The 16091-nt window shown below is 60.6% G+C and carries 13 protein-coding genes; all 13 read left to right on the top strand.

The features are described 5' to 3' along the window. Window positions 1-4 precede the first annotated feature (4 nt). The 13 genes from uppS (at window position 5) to I5S59_RS16130 (ending at window position 15948) form a co-directional block, all read left to right on the top strand. Window positions 5-760: a polyprenyl diphosphate synthase gene (gene uppS / locus I5S59_RS16190; RefSeq protein ID WP_197877525.1), complete on the top strand. Its 756-nt coding sequence runs from the start codon at window positions 5-7 to the stop codon at window positions 758-760. After that, window positions 760-1575, top strand: a complete 816-nt coding sequence (locus tag I5S59_RS16185) for a phosphatidate cytidylyltransferase (protein WP_197877524.1) — start codon at window positions 760-762, stop codon at window positions 1573-1575. Before uppS ends, I5S59_RS16185 begins: the two co-directional genes overlap by 1 nt. Next, the gene (gene ispC / locus I5S59_RS16180; RefSeq protein WP_197877523.1) at window positions 1572-2762 is read left to right on the top strand and encodes a 1-deoxy-D-xylulose-5-phosphate reductoisomerase; all 1191 of its coding nucleotides are present in this window, start codon (window positions 1572-1574) and stop codon (window positions 2760-2762) included. Before I5S59_RS16185 ends, ispC begins: the two co-directional genes overlap by 4 nt. Window positions 2763-2804: 42 nt before the next feature. Further along, window positions 2805-4157 carry an RIP metalloprotease RseP gene (rseP, locus tag I5S59_RS16175; RefSeq protein WP_197877522.1) on the top strand — a complete coding sequence of 451 codons (1353 nt, stop codon included), beginning with the start codon at window positions 2805-2807 and terminating at the stop codon, window positions 4155-4157. A 74-nt stretch (window positions 4158-4231) separates the two neighbouring features. After that, window positions 4232-6580 carry an outer membrane protein assembly factor BamA gene (gene bamA, locus I5S59_RS16170; RefSeq protein WP_197877521.1) on the top strand — a complete coding sequence of 783 codons (2349 nt, stop codon included), beginning with the start codon at window positions 4232-4234 and terminating at the stop codon, window positions 6578-6580. A 44-nt stretch (window positions 6581-6624) separates the two neighbouring features. Continuing rightward, window positions 6625-7128 (top strand): OmpH family outer membrane protein, encoded by a 504-nt coding sequence (locus I5S59_RS16165; RefSeq protein WP_197877520.1) that lies wholly within the window; start codon window positions 6625-6627, stop codon window positions 7126-7128. 2 nt (window positions 7129-7130) lie between these two features. Next, window positions 7131-8186, top strand: coding sequence for a UDP-3-O-(3-hydroxymyristoyl)glucosamine N-acyltransferase (lpxD, locus tag I5S59_RS16160; protein WP_420066458.1), 1056 nt, complete (start codon window positions 7131-7133; stop codon window positions 8184-8186). Between the two features lie 112 nt (window positions 8187-8298). Further along, the gene (gene fabZ, locus I5S59_RS16155; RefSeq protein WP_010224833.1) at window positions 8299-8739 is read left to right on the top strand and encodes a 3-hydroxyacyl-ACP dehydratase FabZ; all 441 of its coding nucleotides are present in this window, start codon (window positions 8299-8301) and stop codon (window positions 8737-8739) included. Next, the gene (gene lpxA / locus I5S59_RS16150) at window positions 8736-9512 is read left to right on the top strand and encodes an acyl-ACP--UDP-N-acetylglucosamine O-acyltransferase (RefSeq protein ID WP_128322419.1); all 777 of its coding nucleotides are present in this window, start codon (window positions 8736-8738) and stop codon (window positions 9510-9512) included. Before fabZ ends, lpxA begins: the two co-directional genes overlap by 4 nt. Window positions 9513-9514: 2 nt before the next feature. Next, entirely contained in the window at window positions 9515-10642 is a 1128-nt protein-coding gene (gene lpxB / locus I5S59_RS16145; RefSeq protein WP_197877518.1) for a lipid-A-disaccharide synthase, read from the top strand. Continuing rightward, on the top strand, window positions 10643-11272 hold the full coding sequence (gene rnhB / locus I5S59_RS16140; protein ID WP_197877517.1) for a ribonuclease HII: 630 nt from the start codon (window positions 10643-10645) through the stop codon (window positions 11270-11272). Window positions 11273-11380: 108 nt separating this feature from the next. Then, window positions 11381-14902, top strand: coding sequence for a DNA polymerase III subunit alpha (gene dnaE / locus I5S59_RS16135; protein WP_197877516.1), 3522 nt, complete (start codon window positions 11381-11383; stop codon window positions 14900-14902). Window positions 14903-15000: 98 nt separating this feature from the next. Beyond that, on the top strand, window positions 15001-15948 hold the full coding sequence (locus tag I5S59_RS16130; protein WP_197877515.1) for an acetyl-CoA carboxylase carboxyltransferase subunit alpha: 948 nt from the start codon (window positions 15001-15003) through the stop codon (window positions 15946-15948). Window positions 15949-16091: the final 143 nt, after the last annotated feature.

Here is a 16091-nt window from a genome sequence, read left to right as displayed (position 1 = left end):
TTTAATGGAAAAGACCAAACAGGGTGGGTCCCCATCGGTGCCGCGCCATGTCGCGATCATCATGGATGGGAATAATCGCTGGGCGAAACGGCGCCTGTTGCCCGGAGTTGCCGGGCACAAGGCGGGCGTTGACGCAGTGCGCGCGGTCATCGAGGTGTGTGCCGAGGCCAAGGTCGAGGTACTGACCCTGTTTGCCTTCTCCAGCGAAAACTGGCAGCGACCGGCCGATGAGGTCGGAGCGTTGATGGAGCTTTTCTTCTCGGCCTTGCGCCGGGAAGCCAAGCGCCTCAACGATAACAACATCAGTCTGCGTATCATTGGTGATCGCTCACGCTTTCACCCTGAGCTGCAGGCCGCCATGCGCGAGGCCGAAGCGCTGACCGCTGGCAGCAATCGTTTCATCCTGCAGATTGCCGCCAATTATGGTGGCCAGTGGGATATCGCCCAGGCCGCCCAGCGCCTGGCGCGCGAGGTTCAGGCCGGCCATCTGCGCCCGGACGACATCACTCCCGAGCTGCTGCAGACGTGCCTGGCAACCGGTGATCTGCCGCTGCCTGACCTGTGCATCCGTACCGGTGGCGAGCACCGCATCAGCAACTTCCTGCTGTGGCAGCTGGCCTATGCCGAGCTGTACTTCTCCGACCTGTACTGGCCGGACTTCAAACACGAGGCCATGCGCAAAGCGCTGGCCGATTATGCTTCGCGTCAGCGCCGCTTCGGGAAAACCAGCGAGCAGGTCGAAGCTGGAGCCCGTGCTTAATGCTTAAACAACGCATCATCACTGCGCTGATCCTGTTGCCGATCGCTCTGGGTGGTTTTTTCCTCCTTGAGGGCGGCGACTTCGCCCTGTTCATCGGCCTGGTCGTCACCCTGGGTGCCTGGGAATGGGCGCGTCTGGCCGGCCTTGTTGCGCAACCGGTGCGCATCGCCTACGCCGCCGTGGTGGCCGGGCTGCTGATGCTGCTTTATCTCATGCCGGACCTGGCGCCCTGGGTGCTGGGAGCCTCGGTGTTGTGGTGGGGTACAGCGACCTGGCTGGTGCTGACCTACCCGCGCACCAGTGAGCTGTGGTCCAGTGTCGCCTGTCGCTTGCTGATTGGCTTGCTGATCCTGCTGCCTGCCTGGCAAGGCCTGGTGCTGCTCAAGCACTGGCCGCTGGGCAACTGGTTGATCATGGCCGTCATGGTGCTGGTGTGGGGTGCGGATATCGGTGCCTACTTCTCCGGCCGTGCCTTCGGCAAGCACAAGCTGGCGCCACAGGTGAGCCCAGGCAAGAGCTGGGAAGGTGTTTACGGTGGTTTGGCATTGAGCCTTGTCATCACCCTGGTGGTGGGGCTCAATCGCGACTGGGGCGTTGCACAGTTGCTGCTGGGGCTGCTCGGTGCGGCTGTCGTGGTGCTGGTGTCGGTGGTCGGTGACCTGACCGAAAGCATGTTCAAGCGACGCTCCGGTATCAAGGACAGCAGCAACCTGTTGCCCGGACACGGTGGTGTGCTCGACCGTATCGACAGTCTGACAGCAGCCATTCCATTGTTTGCCGTGCTGTTGTGGGCTGCCAACTGGGGCGTGATGTGAGCAGCGTGCAGCGGATTACCGTACTGGGTGCCACCGGCTCCATCGGCCTGAGCACGCTGGATGTGATCGCTCGGCATCCTGACCGCTACCAGGTCTTCGCCCTGAGCGGTTACTCGAGGCTCGACGAGCTGTTGGCGCTGTGTCTTCGCCATGCGCCGGCATTTGCCGTCGTACCGTCGGCTGAAGCCGCGCAGCAGTTGCGTGCAGGCTTGAGCACTGCCGGATCGCGCACCGAAGTGCTCGAAGGCGAGGCCGGTTTGTGCCAGGTGGCAGCTGCTCCGGAGGTCGACGCGGTGATGGCGGCGATTGTGGGGGCAGCTGGCCTGCGTCCAACCTTGGCGGCAGTTGAAGCGGGCAAGAAGGTGTTGCTGGCCAACAAGGAAGCACTGGTGATGTCCGGTGCGCTGTTCATGCAGGCCGTACAGCGCAGCGGTGCCGTATTGTTGCCGATCGACAGCGAACACAACGCCATTTTCCAGTGTTTGCCGAGCGATTATGCCCGCGGCTTGTCCCAGGTGGGCGTGCGACGCATTCTGCTGACGGCCTCTGGCGGGCCCTTCCGGGAAACACCGCTGGCCGAACTGGCCGGGGTGACGCCGGAGCAGGCTTGTGCGCACCCGAACTGGTCCATGGGGCGCAAGATTTCAGTTGATTCGGCCAGCATGATGAACAAGGGGCTCGAGTTGATCGAGGCCTGCTGGCTGTTCGATGCGCGCCCAGCTCAGGTTGAAGTGGTCGTGCACCCGCAGAGCGTGATTCACTCGCTGGTCGATTATGTTGACGGTTCGGTGTTGGCCCAATTGGGCAACCCGGACATGCGCACACCGATTGCCAATGCCCTTGCCTGGCCGCAGCGGATTGACTCCGGTGTCGCGCCATTGGACCTGTTTGCCGTCGCCCGCCTGGACTTTCAGGCGCCCGATGAGCAGCGATTCCCCTGCCTGCGCTTGGCGTGCCAGGCGGCAGAGGCAGGCAACAGTGCGCCGGCGATGCTCAATGCGGCCAACGAAGTGGCCGTCGAGGCGTTTCTCCAACGACGCATTCGCTTTCCAGAGATCGCGAGTATGATCGAACAAGTACTCGATCAGGAGCCGGTCGTGGCGGTGCAGACACTCGATGCCGTGTTTGCTGCCGATCAGCGCGCCCGCCAGCTGGCCGGGCAGTGGTTGAATCATCGCGGGCGCTGAGGTTGTGCGCCTGGTTGGGCTGAACGTCATTCGGAGAAAGACATGAGTGCGCTCTACATGATTATCGGCACCCTGGTGGCGTTGGGTGTGCTGGTCACCTTTCACGAATTTGGTCACTTCTGGGTGGCCCGGCGTTGTGGCGTCAAGGTTTTGCGTTTTTCGGTCGGTTTCGGTACGCCGTTGATTCGTTGGCACGACCGGCATGGCACCGAGTTCGTGGTGGCAGCGATTCCGTTGGGTGGCTACGTCAAGATGCTCGATGAGCGTGAAGGCGAGGTGCCGGCCGATCAGCTCGATCAATCCTTCAACCGCAAGTCGGTGCGCCAGCGTATCGCCATTGTCGCGGCAGGTCCCGTCGCCAACTTCCTTCTGGCGATTTTCTTCTTCTGGATCCTGGCGATGCTCGGCACTCAGCAAGAGCGCCCGGTGATTGGTGGGGTTGAGACCGGCAGTATTGCTGAAGTGGCCGGGCTCAAAGCCGGGCAAGAAATTGTTTCAATCGATGGCAAGCCGACCAGCGGTTGGGCCGCGGTCAATTTGCAATTGATCCGCCGCCTGGGTGAAAGCGGCCAGTTGCATATCAATGTGCGTGAAGAGGGTGCGACGGTTGATAGCCCCCACGTACTGAAGCTGGATAGCTGGCTCAAAGGTGCGGACGAGCCGGATCCGATCCGTTCGCTGGGGATTCGCCTGTGGCGCCCGGCGCTTGCTCCGGTATTGGCCGAGCTGGACCCGAAAGGCCCGGCTCAGGCTGCTGGGCTGAAGACCGGCGACCGTTTGCTGGCCCTTGATGGCCAGGCGCTCAATGACTGGCAGCAGGTGGTCGACAGCGTCCGGGCGCGTGCTGGCGGCAAGGTCGTGCTGCAGGTAGAGCGCGATGGCGCGACACTGGATGTACCTGTCACTCTGGCGACCCGGGGTGAGGGGAAATCGGCCAGTGGTTACCTGGGGGCTGGCGTAAAGCCAGTCAAGTGGCCAGAAGCCATGCTTCGAGAGGTCAGTTATGGCCCGCTGGAGGCTGTAGGCGAGGGGCTTTCCCGGACCTGGAACATGAGCGTCCTGACCCTCGAATCGTTGAAGAAAATGCTGTTCGGCGAGCTCTCGGTAAAAAACTTGAGTGGACCGATAACCATTGCTAAAGTGGCGGGCGCTTCAGCCCAGTCGGGCGTTGGGGATTTCCTTAATTTCCTCGCTTACCTGAGCATTAGCCTGGGGGTTCTTAACTTGCTGCCCATACCAGTGCTGGATGGGGGGCATTTGCTGTTCTACCTGATCGAATGGGCGCGTGGTCGTCCGCTGTCGGATCGGGTGCAAGGTTGGGGGATCCAGATCGGTATCAGTTTGGTAGTCGGGGTGATGTTGCTAGCCCTGATCAACGATTTGGGTCGACTGTAAAGCTTCGCTCAATTGCGAACCTTCCGCGTCCCGCGGCGGGTCGTTTATTGCCAGTTGGAATAAGAAAGGACTTCATGAAACGTCTGCTGCTAACTGCGGTTCTCGCCGTACTGATGATCGCTGAAGTTCACGCCGAGTCCTTCACCATCTCCGATATTCGTGTCAACGGTCTGCAGCGGGTTTCCGCGGGCAGCGTTTTTGGCGCGCTACCCCTCAACGTCGGGGATGAGGCCGATGACCGTCGCCTGGTGGATTCCACCCGGGCACTGTTCAAGACCGGCTTCTTCCAGGACATCCAACTGGGCCGTGACGGTAACGTCCTGATCATTACCGTGGTCGAGCGTCCTTCGGTGTCCAGCATCGAGATCGAGGGCAACAAGGCCATCAGCACCGAAGACCTCATGAAGGGTCTGAAACAGTCTGGCCTGTCCGAAGGCGAGATCTTCCAGCGCGCCACCCTTGAAGGTGTGCGTAACGAGTTGCAGCGTCAGTACGTTGCCCAGGGTCGCTACTCGGCTGAGGTCGACACCGAAGTCGTACCGCAGCCGCGCAACCGCGTCGGTCTGAAGATCAAGATCAACGAAGGTACCGTTGCTGCGATCCAGCACATCAACGTGGTCGGCAACACCGTCTTCCCTGAAGAAGACCTGGTCGGCCTGTTCGAACTGAAGACCACCAACTGGCTGTCGTTCTTCAAGAACGATGACAAGTACGCCCGTGAAAAGCTCTCTGGTGACCTGGAGCGTCTGCGTTCCTACTACCTGGACCGCGGCTACATCAACATGGACATCGCTTCCACCCAGGTGTCGATCACCCCGGACAAGAAGCACGTCTACATCACTGTCAACGTCAACGAAGGCGAGAAGTACACCGTTCGTGACGTGAAGCTGTCCGGTGACCTGAAGGTACCGGAAGACCAGGTCAAGTCGCTGATGCTGGTTCAGCCGGGCCAGGTGTTCTCGCGTAAAGTGATGACCACCACCTCCGAGCTGATCACCCGTCGTCTGGGTAACGAAGGCTATACCTTCGCCAACGTCAACGGCGTGCCGCAGCCAAACGACCAGGACCACACTGTCGACATCACCTTCGTGGTCGATCCGGGCAAGCGTGCCTACGTCAACCGCATCAACTTCCGTGGCAACACCAAGTCGGAAGATGAAGTGCTGCGTCGTGAAATGCGCCAGATGGAAGGCGGCTGGGCTTCGACCTACCTGATCGACCAGTCCAAGACCCGTCTGGAGCGCTTGGGCTTCTTCAAGGAAGTCAACGTCGAAACTCCGGCCGTACCGGGCACTGACGACCAGGTCGACGTCAACTACAGCGTTGAAGAGCAGGCATCGGGTTCGATCACCGCCAGCGTCGGTTTTGCGCAGAGCGCCGGTCTGATCCTCGGTGGTTCGATCAGCCAGACCAACTTCCTGGGTACCGGTAACAAGGTGTCCATCGGCCTGACCCGCAGTGAATACCAGAGCCGCTACAACTTCGGCTTTGTGGACCCCTACTGGACTGCCGACGGCGTCAGCCTGGGCTACAACGCCTTCTATCGCACCACTGACTACGATGACCTCGACGTCGACGTTGCCAGCTATGCGGTTGACAGCCTGGGTGCCGGTGTCAGCGTCGGTTATCCAATCAGCGAAACCTCGCGTCTGACCTTTGGCCTGACTGCACAGCAGGATGAAATCAAAACCGGTCGTTACACCGTCGACGAGATTTTCGACTTCGTCAACGAAGAAGGCGACAAGTACCTGAACTTCAAGGCGTCCGCCGGTTGGTCCGAGTCGACCCTGAACAAAGGTGTACTGGCTACCCGTGGTCACTCCCAGAGCCTGGTGCTCGAGGCAACCACGCCAGGCAGCGACCTGTCGTTCTTCAAACTCGACTACCGCGGCCAGCTGTTCAAGCCGATCACCAACGACTACACCCTGCGCATGCACACAGAGCTGGGCTATGGTGATGGTTTCGGTGGTACTTCGGGCCTTCCGTTCTACGAGAACTACTACGCCGGTGGTTTCAACTCGGTTCGTGGCTTCAAGGACAGCAGCCTGGGTCCACGCAGTACCCCAAGTGATGGCCATAACCCGGGCACGATTGCCGACCCGGACCAGGACCCGCTGCCGTTTGGTGGTAACGTCCTGGTTCAGGGTGGTGTAGAGCTGTTGTTCCCGTTGCCGTTCGTCAAGGACCAGCGTTCGCTGCGTACCTCGGTATTCTGGGACGTGGGTAACGTGTTCGACACCAACTGTGGTTCCAAGCCGGACTGTGAGGACATCGGTCTGTCTGGCCTGGCCAGCTCCGTTGGTCTGGGTGTGACGTGGATTACTGCACTGGGCCCGCTGAGCTTCAGCCTGGCGATGCCGGTGAAGAAGCCGGACGACGCCGATACCCAGGTGTTCCAATTCTCTCTGGGTCAGACCTTCTAAGGTCTGCCCCTTGCTAACGACATCGGATTCTGTAGGAGTGCATCGTGCGTAAGTTGACCCAACTGGCAGTACTGGCTGCGACCCTGGTTGCAACCCCGGCTTTCGCCGAAATGAAAATTGCCGTCCTGAACTATCAGATGGCCCTGCTGGAATCGGACTCGGCGAAGAAGTACGCAGTCGATGCCGAGAAGAAATTCGGTCCTCAACTGACCAAGCTGAAGAACCTGGAAAGCAGCGCCAAGGGCATTGCTGACCGGATCCGTGCCGGTGGCGACAAAATGGCCCAGCCAGAGCGCGAGCGCCTGGAGCTTGAGTACAAGCAAAAGGCCCGTGACTTCCAGTTCCAGTCCAAAGAGCTGAACGAGTCCAAAGCCGTTGCCGACCGCGAGATGCTCAAGCAACTGAAGCCAAAGCTGGACGGCGCAGTTGAAGAAGTGATCAAGAAGGGCGGTTTTGACCTGGTGCTCGAGCGTGGCGCGGTAATTGATGTCAAGCCTCAGTACGACATCACCCGCCAGGTCATCGAGCGCATGAACCAGTCCCGTTGAACATGACTGTGACTATGAAGCTCGGTCAATTGGCCGAGTTCCTCGGGGCTACGCTCAGTGGCCCTGCGGAGCTGGAAATCACTGGTCTGGCGACCCTTCAGGAAGCCGGGCCGGGTCAGTTGAGCTTTCTCGCCAATCCCCAGTACCGCAAGTACCTGGGGAGCAGCCATGCAGCTGCCGTGCTGCTCAAGGCCGGCGATGCCGAAGGCTTTGCCGGGCATGCGTTGATCGTCCCTGATCCGTACCTCGCCTACGCGCGCATTTCCCACCTGTTCGATCCAAAACCAAAGGCTGTAGCGGGAATTCATCCCAGCGCCGTGGTTGCGGCCGACGCCCGGGTGGATGCCAGTGCCAGTGTCGGTGCTTGTGCGGTTATCGAGAGTGGCGCGCAGATCGGTCCGGGTGTGACCATCGGTGCCCAGTGCTTCATTGGCGCGCGTTGCGTGATCGGTGAAGGTGGCTGGCTGGCCCCGCGTGTCACCCTCTACCATGACGTGCGTATCGGTAAGCGCGTGGTGATCCAGTCGGGCGCGGTAATCGGTGGCGAAGGCTTCGGTTTTGCCAACGAGAAAGGTGTGTGGCAGAAGATCGCCCAGATCGGCGGCGTCAGTATCGGTGACGATGTCGAAATCGGTGTGAACACCGCGGTCGACCGTGGCGCACTGGCAGATACCCGGATCGGCGACGGGGTCAAACTCGACAACCAGATCCAGATCGCGCATAACGTACAGATTGGTGATCACACGGCAATGGCGGCCTGCGTCGGCATTTCCGGCAGTACCAAGATCGGCAAGCATTGCACTATTGCCGGCGGTGTTGGCATGGTGGGGCATATCGATGTCTGCGACGGCGTTTTCGTATCCGGCATGACCATGGTCACGCGCTCGATCACCGAGCCCGGGGCTTATTCTTCCGGTACGGCGATGCAACCGCTGGGCGAGTGGCGCAAAAGTGCCGCTCGGATCCGCCAGCTCGACGAGATGGCGAAACGCCTTCAACAGTTGGAAAAGCGTGTCGAGGTCGTGACCTCAGGCAGCCAGCCTTCATCAGAAGGCTGATACCATTTCCTGATCGAGAGTGAATAGCCGCTGGCTGACTCTTTGATTTGCAAAAGGAGCGCCTGGCAAGAAAGCAGGCGCTCCCTATCTTTACTACAGGCTTCCCCCCGAAATGATGGACATCAACGAGATTCGCGAATACCTGCCTCACCGTTACCCGTTCCTGCTGGTGGACCGGGTAGTGGAACTGGACGTCGAGGCTCAGCGCATTCGTGCCTACAAGAATGTCAGCATCAACGAACCGTTCTTCAATGGCCACTTCCCGGCGCACCCGATCATGCCGGGCGTGCTGATCATTGAGGCGATGGCCCAGGCAGCCGGTATTCTCGGCTTCAAGATGCTCGACGTGAAACCTGCGGACGGCACCTTGTACTACTTCGTCGGCTCCGACAAGCTGCGCTTTCGCCAGCCAGTACTGCCGGGTGACCAGTTGATCCTTGAAGCCAAGTTCATCAGCTGCAAGCGTCAGATCTGGAAGTTCGAATGCCAGGCGTCGGTAGACGGCAAGCCAGTCTGCTCGGCTGAAATCATTTGTGCGGAACGTAAACTATGACGTTGATTGACCCTCGGGCAATCATCGATCCTTCGGCGAAGCTCGCCGATGGCGTCGAGGTCGGCCCTTGGTCGATCATCGGTGCCGGGGTCGAGATCGGGGAGGGGACCGTTATCGGTCCGCACGTGATTCTCAAAGGGCCGACCCGCATTGGTCGGCACAATCGCATCTACCAGTTTTCTTCGGTAGGCGAAGACACCCCGGACCTCAAGTACAAAGGCGAACCCACGCGTCTGGTGATCGGCGATCACAACGTCATTCGTGAAGGGGTGACCATTCACCGGGGTACCGTGCAGGACCGTTCGGAAACCACCCTGGGTGACCACAACCTGATCATGGCGTACGCCCACATCGGCCACGACAGTGTCATCGGCAACCATTGCATTCTGGTCAACAACACTGCGTTGGCCGGGCATGTTCATGTCGACGATTGGGCGATCCTGTCGGGATTCACCCTGGTACACCAGTTCTGCCATATCGGTGCCCACAGCTTTTCCGGCATGGGGACCGCCATCGGTAAGGACGTACCGGCTTATGTCACCGTGTTCGGCAACCCGGCCGAGGCCCGCAGCATGAACTTCGAGGGCATGCGCCGTCGTGGTTTCAGCGAAGATGCCATTCATGCGCTGCGCCGGGCCTACAAGGTGGTCTATCGCCAAGGCCTTACGGTTGAACAGGCTATTGCCGAGCTGGCCGAGCCTGCAGCCCAGTTCCCTGAAGTCGATGTGTTCCTCAAGTCGATCCAGAATTCCACCCGCGGCATTACACGCTGATCATGGCTGAGCTCTGTGTAGCGCTGGTGGCGGGTGAGGCCAGTGGCGACATTCTTGGCGCCGGGTTGATGCGTGCGCTGAAAGCGCGTCACCCGCAGGTGCGTTTCATTGGTGTCGGCGGGCCGTTGATGCAGGCCGAAGGGATGGTCTCGTACTTCCCCATGGAACGCCTGGCTGTCATGGGCCTGGTCGAGGTGCTGGGTCGCCTGCGTGAGCTGCTCAAGCGGCGCAAGGCTCTGATCCAGACCCTGATCGAGGAACGCCCGGATGTGTTCATCGGTATCGACGCCCCCGACTTCACTCTCAATATCGAGTTGAAGCTGCGCAAGGCCGGTATCAAGACGGTGCACTATGTCAGCCCTTCGGTCTGGGCCTGGCGGCAGAAGCGTGTGCTGAAGATCCGCGAAGGCTGCGACCTGATGCTGACCCTGCTGCCCTTCGAGGCGAAATTCTACGAAGAGCAGGGCGTGCCGGTACGCTTTGTCGGCCATCCGCTGGCTGACACCATTCCCCTTGAAGCCGATCGCCGCGCTGCTCGCGAGCAGCTCGGGCTCGACAACGGGCCGCTGGTCGCGTTGATGCCTGGCAGTCGTGGCGGCGAAGTGGGGCGTCTGGGTGCGCTGTTTCTCGATACCGCACAGCGCTTGCGTGAACTGGTGCCGGGTGTTCGCTTTGTTTCGCCGTGCGCAAATGCCGAGCGGCGTGCCCAGCTTGAGCAGATGCTCGAGGGCCGGGACCTGCCGCTGACCTTGCTTGATGGCCGTTCACACCAGGCCTTGGCGGCCTGCGATGCGGTGTTGATCGCGTCGGGTACGGCCACCCTGGAAGCACTGCTGTTCAAGCGGCCGATGGTCGTCGCCTACCGCTTGGCACCGCTGACGTACTGGATTCTTAAACGACTGGTCAAAAGTCCTTACGTATCCCTGCCCAACCTGCTGGCCCAGAGCATGCTGGTTCCGGAGTTGCTGCAGGATGCCGCCACCCCCGAGGCCCTGGCCCAGGCGTTGGCGCCGCTGGTCGAGGCTGGCGTACAGCAGACCGAAGGCTTTGACCAGATTCACCGTACCTTGCGCCGCGACGCCTCGAATCAGGCGGCTGAAGCGGTGCTGGCCCTGCTGGAAACCCGATAGATGCAAATGGGACTGGATTTTACCCTGGTCGAAGACCTGGTTGCCGGCGTCGACGAAGTCGGTCGGGGCCCGCTGTGTGGCGCGGTAGTGACAGCAGCCGTGATCCTCGATCCTCAACGGCCGATTCTGGGCCTGAACGATTCGAAGAAGCTCACCGAAGCACGCCGTGAAAAGCTGTTCGACGAAATTTGCGAGAAAGCCCTGAGCTTTTGCATTGCCCGTGCTGAAGTCGAAGAAATCGACGAACTGAACATCCTGCATGCCACCATGCTGGCCATGCAGCGCGCGGTCGAAGGGCTGAGTGTCACGCCGAAACTGGCGCTGATCGACGGTAACCGTTGTCCCAAGTTGTCGGTGCCGTCGGCACCGGTGGTCAAAGGTGATAGCCAGGTGCCGGCAATTGCCGCTGCCTCGATCCTGGCCAAGGTTACCCGCGACCGGGAAATGGCAGCCTTCGAGCTGATCTATCCGGGTTATGGTATCGGTGGTCACAAGGGTTACCCGACCCCGGTACACCTTGAAGCCCTGGCACGGCTGGGGCCAACGCCCATTCATCGGCGTTCCTTTGCGCCGGTGCGTGCCGCGTATGAAGCCCGCGACGCCCTGAGCAACGGTTTCGCCGAGGTCTGAGGACGTCGGGCTGGTTTCAGCGGTCAGGATCACCCTGTACCGGCTGATGTTTTGATCAAGGCCCGGTACAATCCGGGCCTTGTTGTTTTGTGCTGCTATAGGATCATCATGTCGGCTTCTTTCGTTCATCTTCGCCTGCACACCGAATTCTCGCTGGTCGATGGCCTGGTGCGGATCAAGCCGCTGGCCAAGGCATTGGCCTCGATGAACATGCCGGCCGTAGCCGTCACCGACCAGAGCAACATGTGCTCGCTGGTCAAGTTCTACAAAAACGCCATGGGGGCCGGGATCAAGCCGATCTGTGGCGTTGACCTGTGGTTGAGCAATGGCGACCCGGATGCGCCACTGGCACGTATCTGTCTGCTTGCCATGGACCCGCAGGGCTACCGCAACCTCACCGAGTTGATCTCGCGTGGCTGGGTAGACGGTCAGCGCAACGGCCTGGTGATCATCGAACGTGAGTGGATTGCCGCAGCCAGCGAAGGCGTCATTGCGCTTTCGGCAGCGAGGGAAGGTGATATCGGCATGGCGTTGCTCAACGGCAACCCTGATGAAGCCGAAGCCTTGCTGCGTGACTGGATGGCGATGTTTCCCGATCGTTTCTATGTCGAAATTCAGCGTACCAACCGTGCCGGTGACGAAGAATACCTGCACGCCGCCGTAGCCTTGGCCGACAAGGTCGGCGCACCGCTGGTGGCGACCAACGATGTGCGCTTCATCAAGCAATCGGACTACGACGCCCACGAAACCCGTGTTTGCATCGGTGAAGGCCGCGCACTGGATGACCCGCGGCGCTCGCGCAACTACAGCGACCAGCAGTACCTGAAAAGTCCGGAAGAAATGGCCGAGCTGTTCAGTGACCTGCCTGACGCCATTGCCAACACCGTCGAGATTGCCAAGCGCTGCAATATCCAGGTGCAGCTGGGCAAGCACTTCCTGCCCGACTTTCCTACGCCTAACGGCATGGGGATCGACGATTACCTGCGCCATGTCTCGCACGAGGGTCTGGAAGAGCGCCTGGCCGTGCTATGGCCCAAGGAAACCACGCCCAACTATGAAGAAAAACGTCAGGTCTACCTGGACCGGCTGAAGTTCGAGCTGGATATCATCATCCAGATGGGCTTCCCCGGTTACTTCCTGATCGTTATGGACTTCATCAAGTGGGCCAAGAACAACGGCGTGCCGGTAGGCCCGGGCCGGGGTTCGGGTGCCGGCTCGCTGGTCGCCTATGTGCTGAAAATTACCGACCTCGACCCGCTGGCCTATGACCTGCTGTTCGAACGTTTCCTTAACCCGGAACGGGTTTCCATGCCCGACTTCGACGTCGACTTCTGCATGGACGGTCGCGACCGGGTGATCGAGTACGTGGCCGACGCCTACGGCCGCAATGCCGTGAGCCAGATCATCACCTTCGGTACCATGGCCGCCAAGGCGGTGGTGCGGGACGTCGCACGGGTTCAAGGCAAGTCGTACGGCCTGGCCGACCGTCTGTCGAAGATGATTCCGTTCGAAGTCGGCATGACCCTGGAAAAAGCCTACGAGCAGGAAGAGGTGCTGCGCGACTTCCTCAAAACCGATGAGGACGCCAAGGAAATCTGGGACATGGCCCTCAAGCTTGAGGGTGTCTGCCGGGGTACCGGCAAGCACGCGGGTGGTGTGGTAATCGCCCCGACCAAGCTCACCGACTTCTCGCCGATCGCCTGCGATGAAGAGGGCGGCGGCCTGGTTACCCAGTTCGACAAGGACGACGTTGAGGCGGCGGGCCTGGTGAAGTTCGACTTCCTCGGCCTGCGGACCCTGACCATCATCAAGTGGGCGATGGAAACCATCAACCGCGAGCAGGCCAAGCAAGGCCTGGATGACCTGAACATCGACTTCATCCCGCTGGATGACAAGAAAACCTACGACCTGCTGCAGAAAGCCGAAACGACAGCGGTATTCCAGCTTGAATCGCGCGGCATGAAAGAGCTGATCAAAAAGCTCAAGCCCGACTGCCTGGAAGACCTTATTGCACTGGTGGCCCTGTTCCGTCCGGGGCCGTTGCAATCGGGCATGGTGGACGACTTCATCAACCGTAAACACGGTCGGGCCGAACTGGCCTATCCGCATTCGGACTACCAGTACGAAGGCCTCAAGCCCGTTCTGGCGCCGACTTACGGCATCATCCTGTACCAGGAACAGGTGATGCAGATTGCCCAGGTGATGGCCGGGTATACCCTCGGTGGTGCAGACATGCTGCGCCGGGCCATGGGTAAGAAAAAGCCTGAAGAAATGGCCAAGCAGCGCGGCGGTTTCATTGAGGGCTGTGCGACCAACAACATCGACCCGGACCTTGCCGGTAACATCTTCGACCTGGTAGAAAAATTCGCCGGTTACGGCTTCAACAAATCGCACTCCGCGGCCTATGGCCTGGTCTCTTACCAGACCGCCTGGCTGAAAACGCACCACCCTGCACCGTTCATGGCGGCTGTGCTGTCGGCGGATATGCACAACACCGACAAGGTCGTGACCTTGATCGAAGAAGTGCGCAGCATGAAGCTGCGCCTTGATGCGCCGGACGTAAACACCTCCGACTTCAAGTTCACCGTCAACGACGACGGCCGCATTGTCTATGGCCTCGGTGCCATCAAGGGTGTGGGCGAGGGGCCGGTCGAGGCTATTGTCGAAGCGCGCAAGGAAGGCCCGTTCAAGGACCTGTTCGACTTCTGTGAGCGGGTGGACCTCAAGCGTATCAACAAGCGCACCCTGGATGCACTGGTGCGCAGCGGTGCCCTGGACCGCCTCGGGCCGTACTTCCATGACGAGATCAAGGCTTACCAGGCCAACATCGACCGTAACCGCGCGGTATTGCTGACCGCGATGGAAGAGGCGATCAAATCGGCCGAGCAAACCGCCCGTACCGCCGATAGCGGCCACGCCGACCTGTTCGGCGGGCTGTTTGTCGAAGAGGACGCCGATGTCTACGCCAACCACCGCAAAGCCCGCGAGCTGACACTCAAGGAGCGCCTGCGCGGCGAGAAAGACACACTGGGCCTGTACCTCACCGGTCACCCGATCGACGAGTACGAAGGCGAGATCCGACGCTTCGCCCGCCAGCGCATCGTTGACCTCAAGCCTGCGCGCGATACCCAGACCGTGGCCGGCATGATCATTGCGCTGCGCGTCATGAAGAACAAAAAGGGTGACAAGATGGGATTTGTCACCCTTGATGACCGCTCGGGGCGCATCGAGGCTTCGCTGTTTGCCGATGCCTTCATGGCGGCCCAGGCCTTGTTGCAGACCGACGCGATGGTGGTGGTCGAAGGCGAGGTCAGCAACGACGACTTTTCCGGCGGCCTGCGCCTGCGGGTCAAGCGGGTCATGAGCATGGAAGATGCGCGTACCAACCTGGCGGAAAGCCTGCGCCTGAAGGTCAGCACCGATGCGCTCAAGGGCGATCGCCTGACCTGGCTGGGTGAGCTGTTCAAGCGCCATCGCGGTGCCTGCCCGATCACCATGGAATACACCGGCAATGACGCCAAAGCCATGCTGCAGTTTGGTGAGAGCTGGCGAATCGACCCGGCAGACGGCCTGATTCAGGCGCTGCGTGACCAGTTCGGGCGTGAGAACGTCTTTTTGCAATATCGATGAATTTTTAATCTCGACCTGAACGCGCCTGATCCCTTAAGGTAGGGCGCCAAACGGATCAACCGGCCGGCCGCCTGGCCGTAGACCCAAGACGGATGCCTATGAACCCGAATTTTCTGGATTTCGAACAGCCGATTGCTGACCTGCAAGCCAAGATCGAAGAGCTTCGCCTGGTCGGCAATGACAACTCGCTGAACATCGGCGATGAAATCGCCCGTCTGCAAGACAAGAGCAGCACCCTGACCGAAAGCATCTTCGGCAACCTGACCAGCTGGCAAATTGCCCGCTTGGCCCGTCACCCTCGTCGTCCTTACACCCTGGACTACATTGATCACATCTTCACCGAGTTCGACGAGCTGCACGGCGACCGGCACTTCGCCGATGACGCTGCGATCGTTGGCGGTATCGCCCGTCTGGATGACAAGCCGGTAATGGTCATCGGTCACCAGAAAGGCCGTGAAGTGCGCGAGAAGGTCCGCCGCAACTTCGGTATGCCGCGTCCGGAAGGCTACCGCAAGGCCTGCCGCCTGATGGAAATGGCCGAGCGCTTCAAGATGCCGATCCTGACCTTTATCGATACCCCGGGTGCCTACCCGGGTATCGACGCCGAAGAGCGTAACCAGAGCGAAGCGATTGCCTGGAACCTGCGCGTCATGGCACGCCTGAAGACCCCGATCATCGCCACTGTTATCGGTGAAGGTGGTTCGGGTGGCGCATTGGCCATCGGTGTGTGCGATCAGTTGAACATGCTGCAGTACTCCACCTATTCGGTGATCTCGCCGGAAGGCTGCGCGTCGATTCTGTGGAAGACCGCCGAGAAGGCCTCGGACGCAGCCGAAGCCATGGGTATCACCGCTGAGCGCCTCAAGGGCCTGGGTATTGTCGACAAGGTCATCCCCGAGCCGCTGGGCGGCGCTCACCGTGATCCGGCGAAAATGTCGGGCGCTATCCGTGGCGAACTGATCGAACAGCTGGACATGCTCAGGAAGTTCGACAATGACGCGCTGCTCAAGCGCCGTTATGACCGCCTGATGAGCTACGGCCTCTGATCTGAGGTCAGCTGCCGGGGGGGGGGGGGGGGGCCCCCCCCCCCCCCCCCCCCCCCCCCCCGCCCCCCCGCCCCCCCCCCCCCCCGCCCCGGGGGGGCGCGGGGGCGGGGGGGGCGCGCGCGCGCGGGGGGGGGGGGGGGGGG

The sequence above is a fragment of the Pseudomonas alkylphenolica genome, from assembly GCF_016009175.1.
Lineage (GTDB): Bacteria > Pseudomonadota > Gammaproteobacteria > Pseudomonadales > Pseudomonadaceae > Aquipseudomonas > Aquipseudomonas alkylphenolica_B.
Note: the sequence above shows the minus strand (reverse complement) of the source record. Positions and strands in the feature narration are given on the sequence as shown.

What these genes read in the sequence shown, in the direction of transcription:
- rnhB (WP_197877517.1), top strand. Translation starts at nt 10,643, where the DNA reads ATGCAAATGGGACTGGATTTTACCCTGGTCGAAGACCTGGTTGCCGGC.
- fabZ (WP_010224833.1), top strand. Translation starts at nt 8,299, where the DNA reads ATGATGGACATCAACGAGATTCGCGAATACCTGCCTCACCGTTACCCG.
- bamA (WP_197877521.1), top strand. Translation starts at nt 4,232, where the DNA reads ATGAAACGTCTGCTGCTAACTGCGGTTCTCGCCGTACTGATGATCGCT.
- dnaE (WP_197877516.1), top strand. Translation starts at nt 11,381, where the DNA reads ATGTCGGCTTCTTTCGTTCATCTTCGCCTGCACACCGAATTCTCGCTG.
- I5S59_RS16185 (WP_197877524.1), top strand. Translation starts at nt 760, where the DNA reads ATGCTTAAACAACGCATCATCACTGCGCTGATCCTGTTGCCGATCGCT.
- uppS (WP_197877525.1), top strand. Translation starts at nt 5, where the DNA reads ATGGAAAAGACCAAACAGGGTGGGTCCCCATCGGTGCCGCGCCATGTC.
- lpxB (WP_197877518.1), top strand. Translation starts at nt 9,515, where the DNA reads ATGGCTGAGCTCTGTGTAGCGCTGGTGGCGGGTGAGGCCAGTGGCGAC.
- rseP (WP_197877522.1), top strand. Translation starts at nt 2,805, where the DNA reads ATGAGTGCGCTCTACATGATTATCGGCACCCTGGTGGCGTTGGGTGTG.
- lpxD (WP_420066458.1), top strand. Translation starts at nt 7,131, where the DNA reads ATGACTGTGACTATGAAGCTCGGTCAATTGGCCGAGTTCCTCGGGGCT.
- I5S59_RS16130 (WP_197877515.1), top strand. Translation starts at nt 15,001, where the DNA reads ATGAACCCGAATTTTCTGGATTTCGAACAGCCGATTGCTGACCTGCAA.
- lpxA (WP_128322419.1), top strand. Translation starts at nt 8,736, where the DNA reads ATGACGTTGATTGACCCTCGGGCAATCATCGATCCTTCGGCGAAGCTC.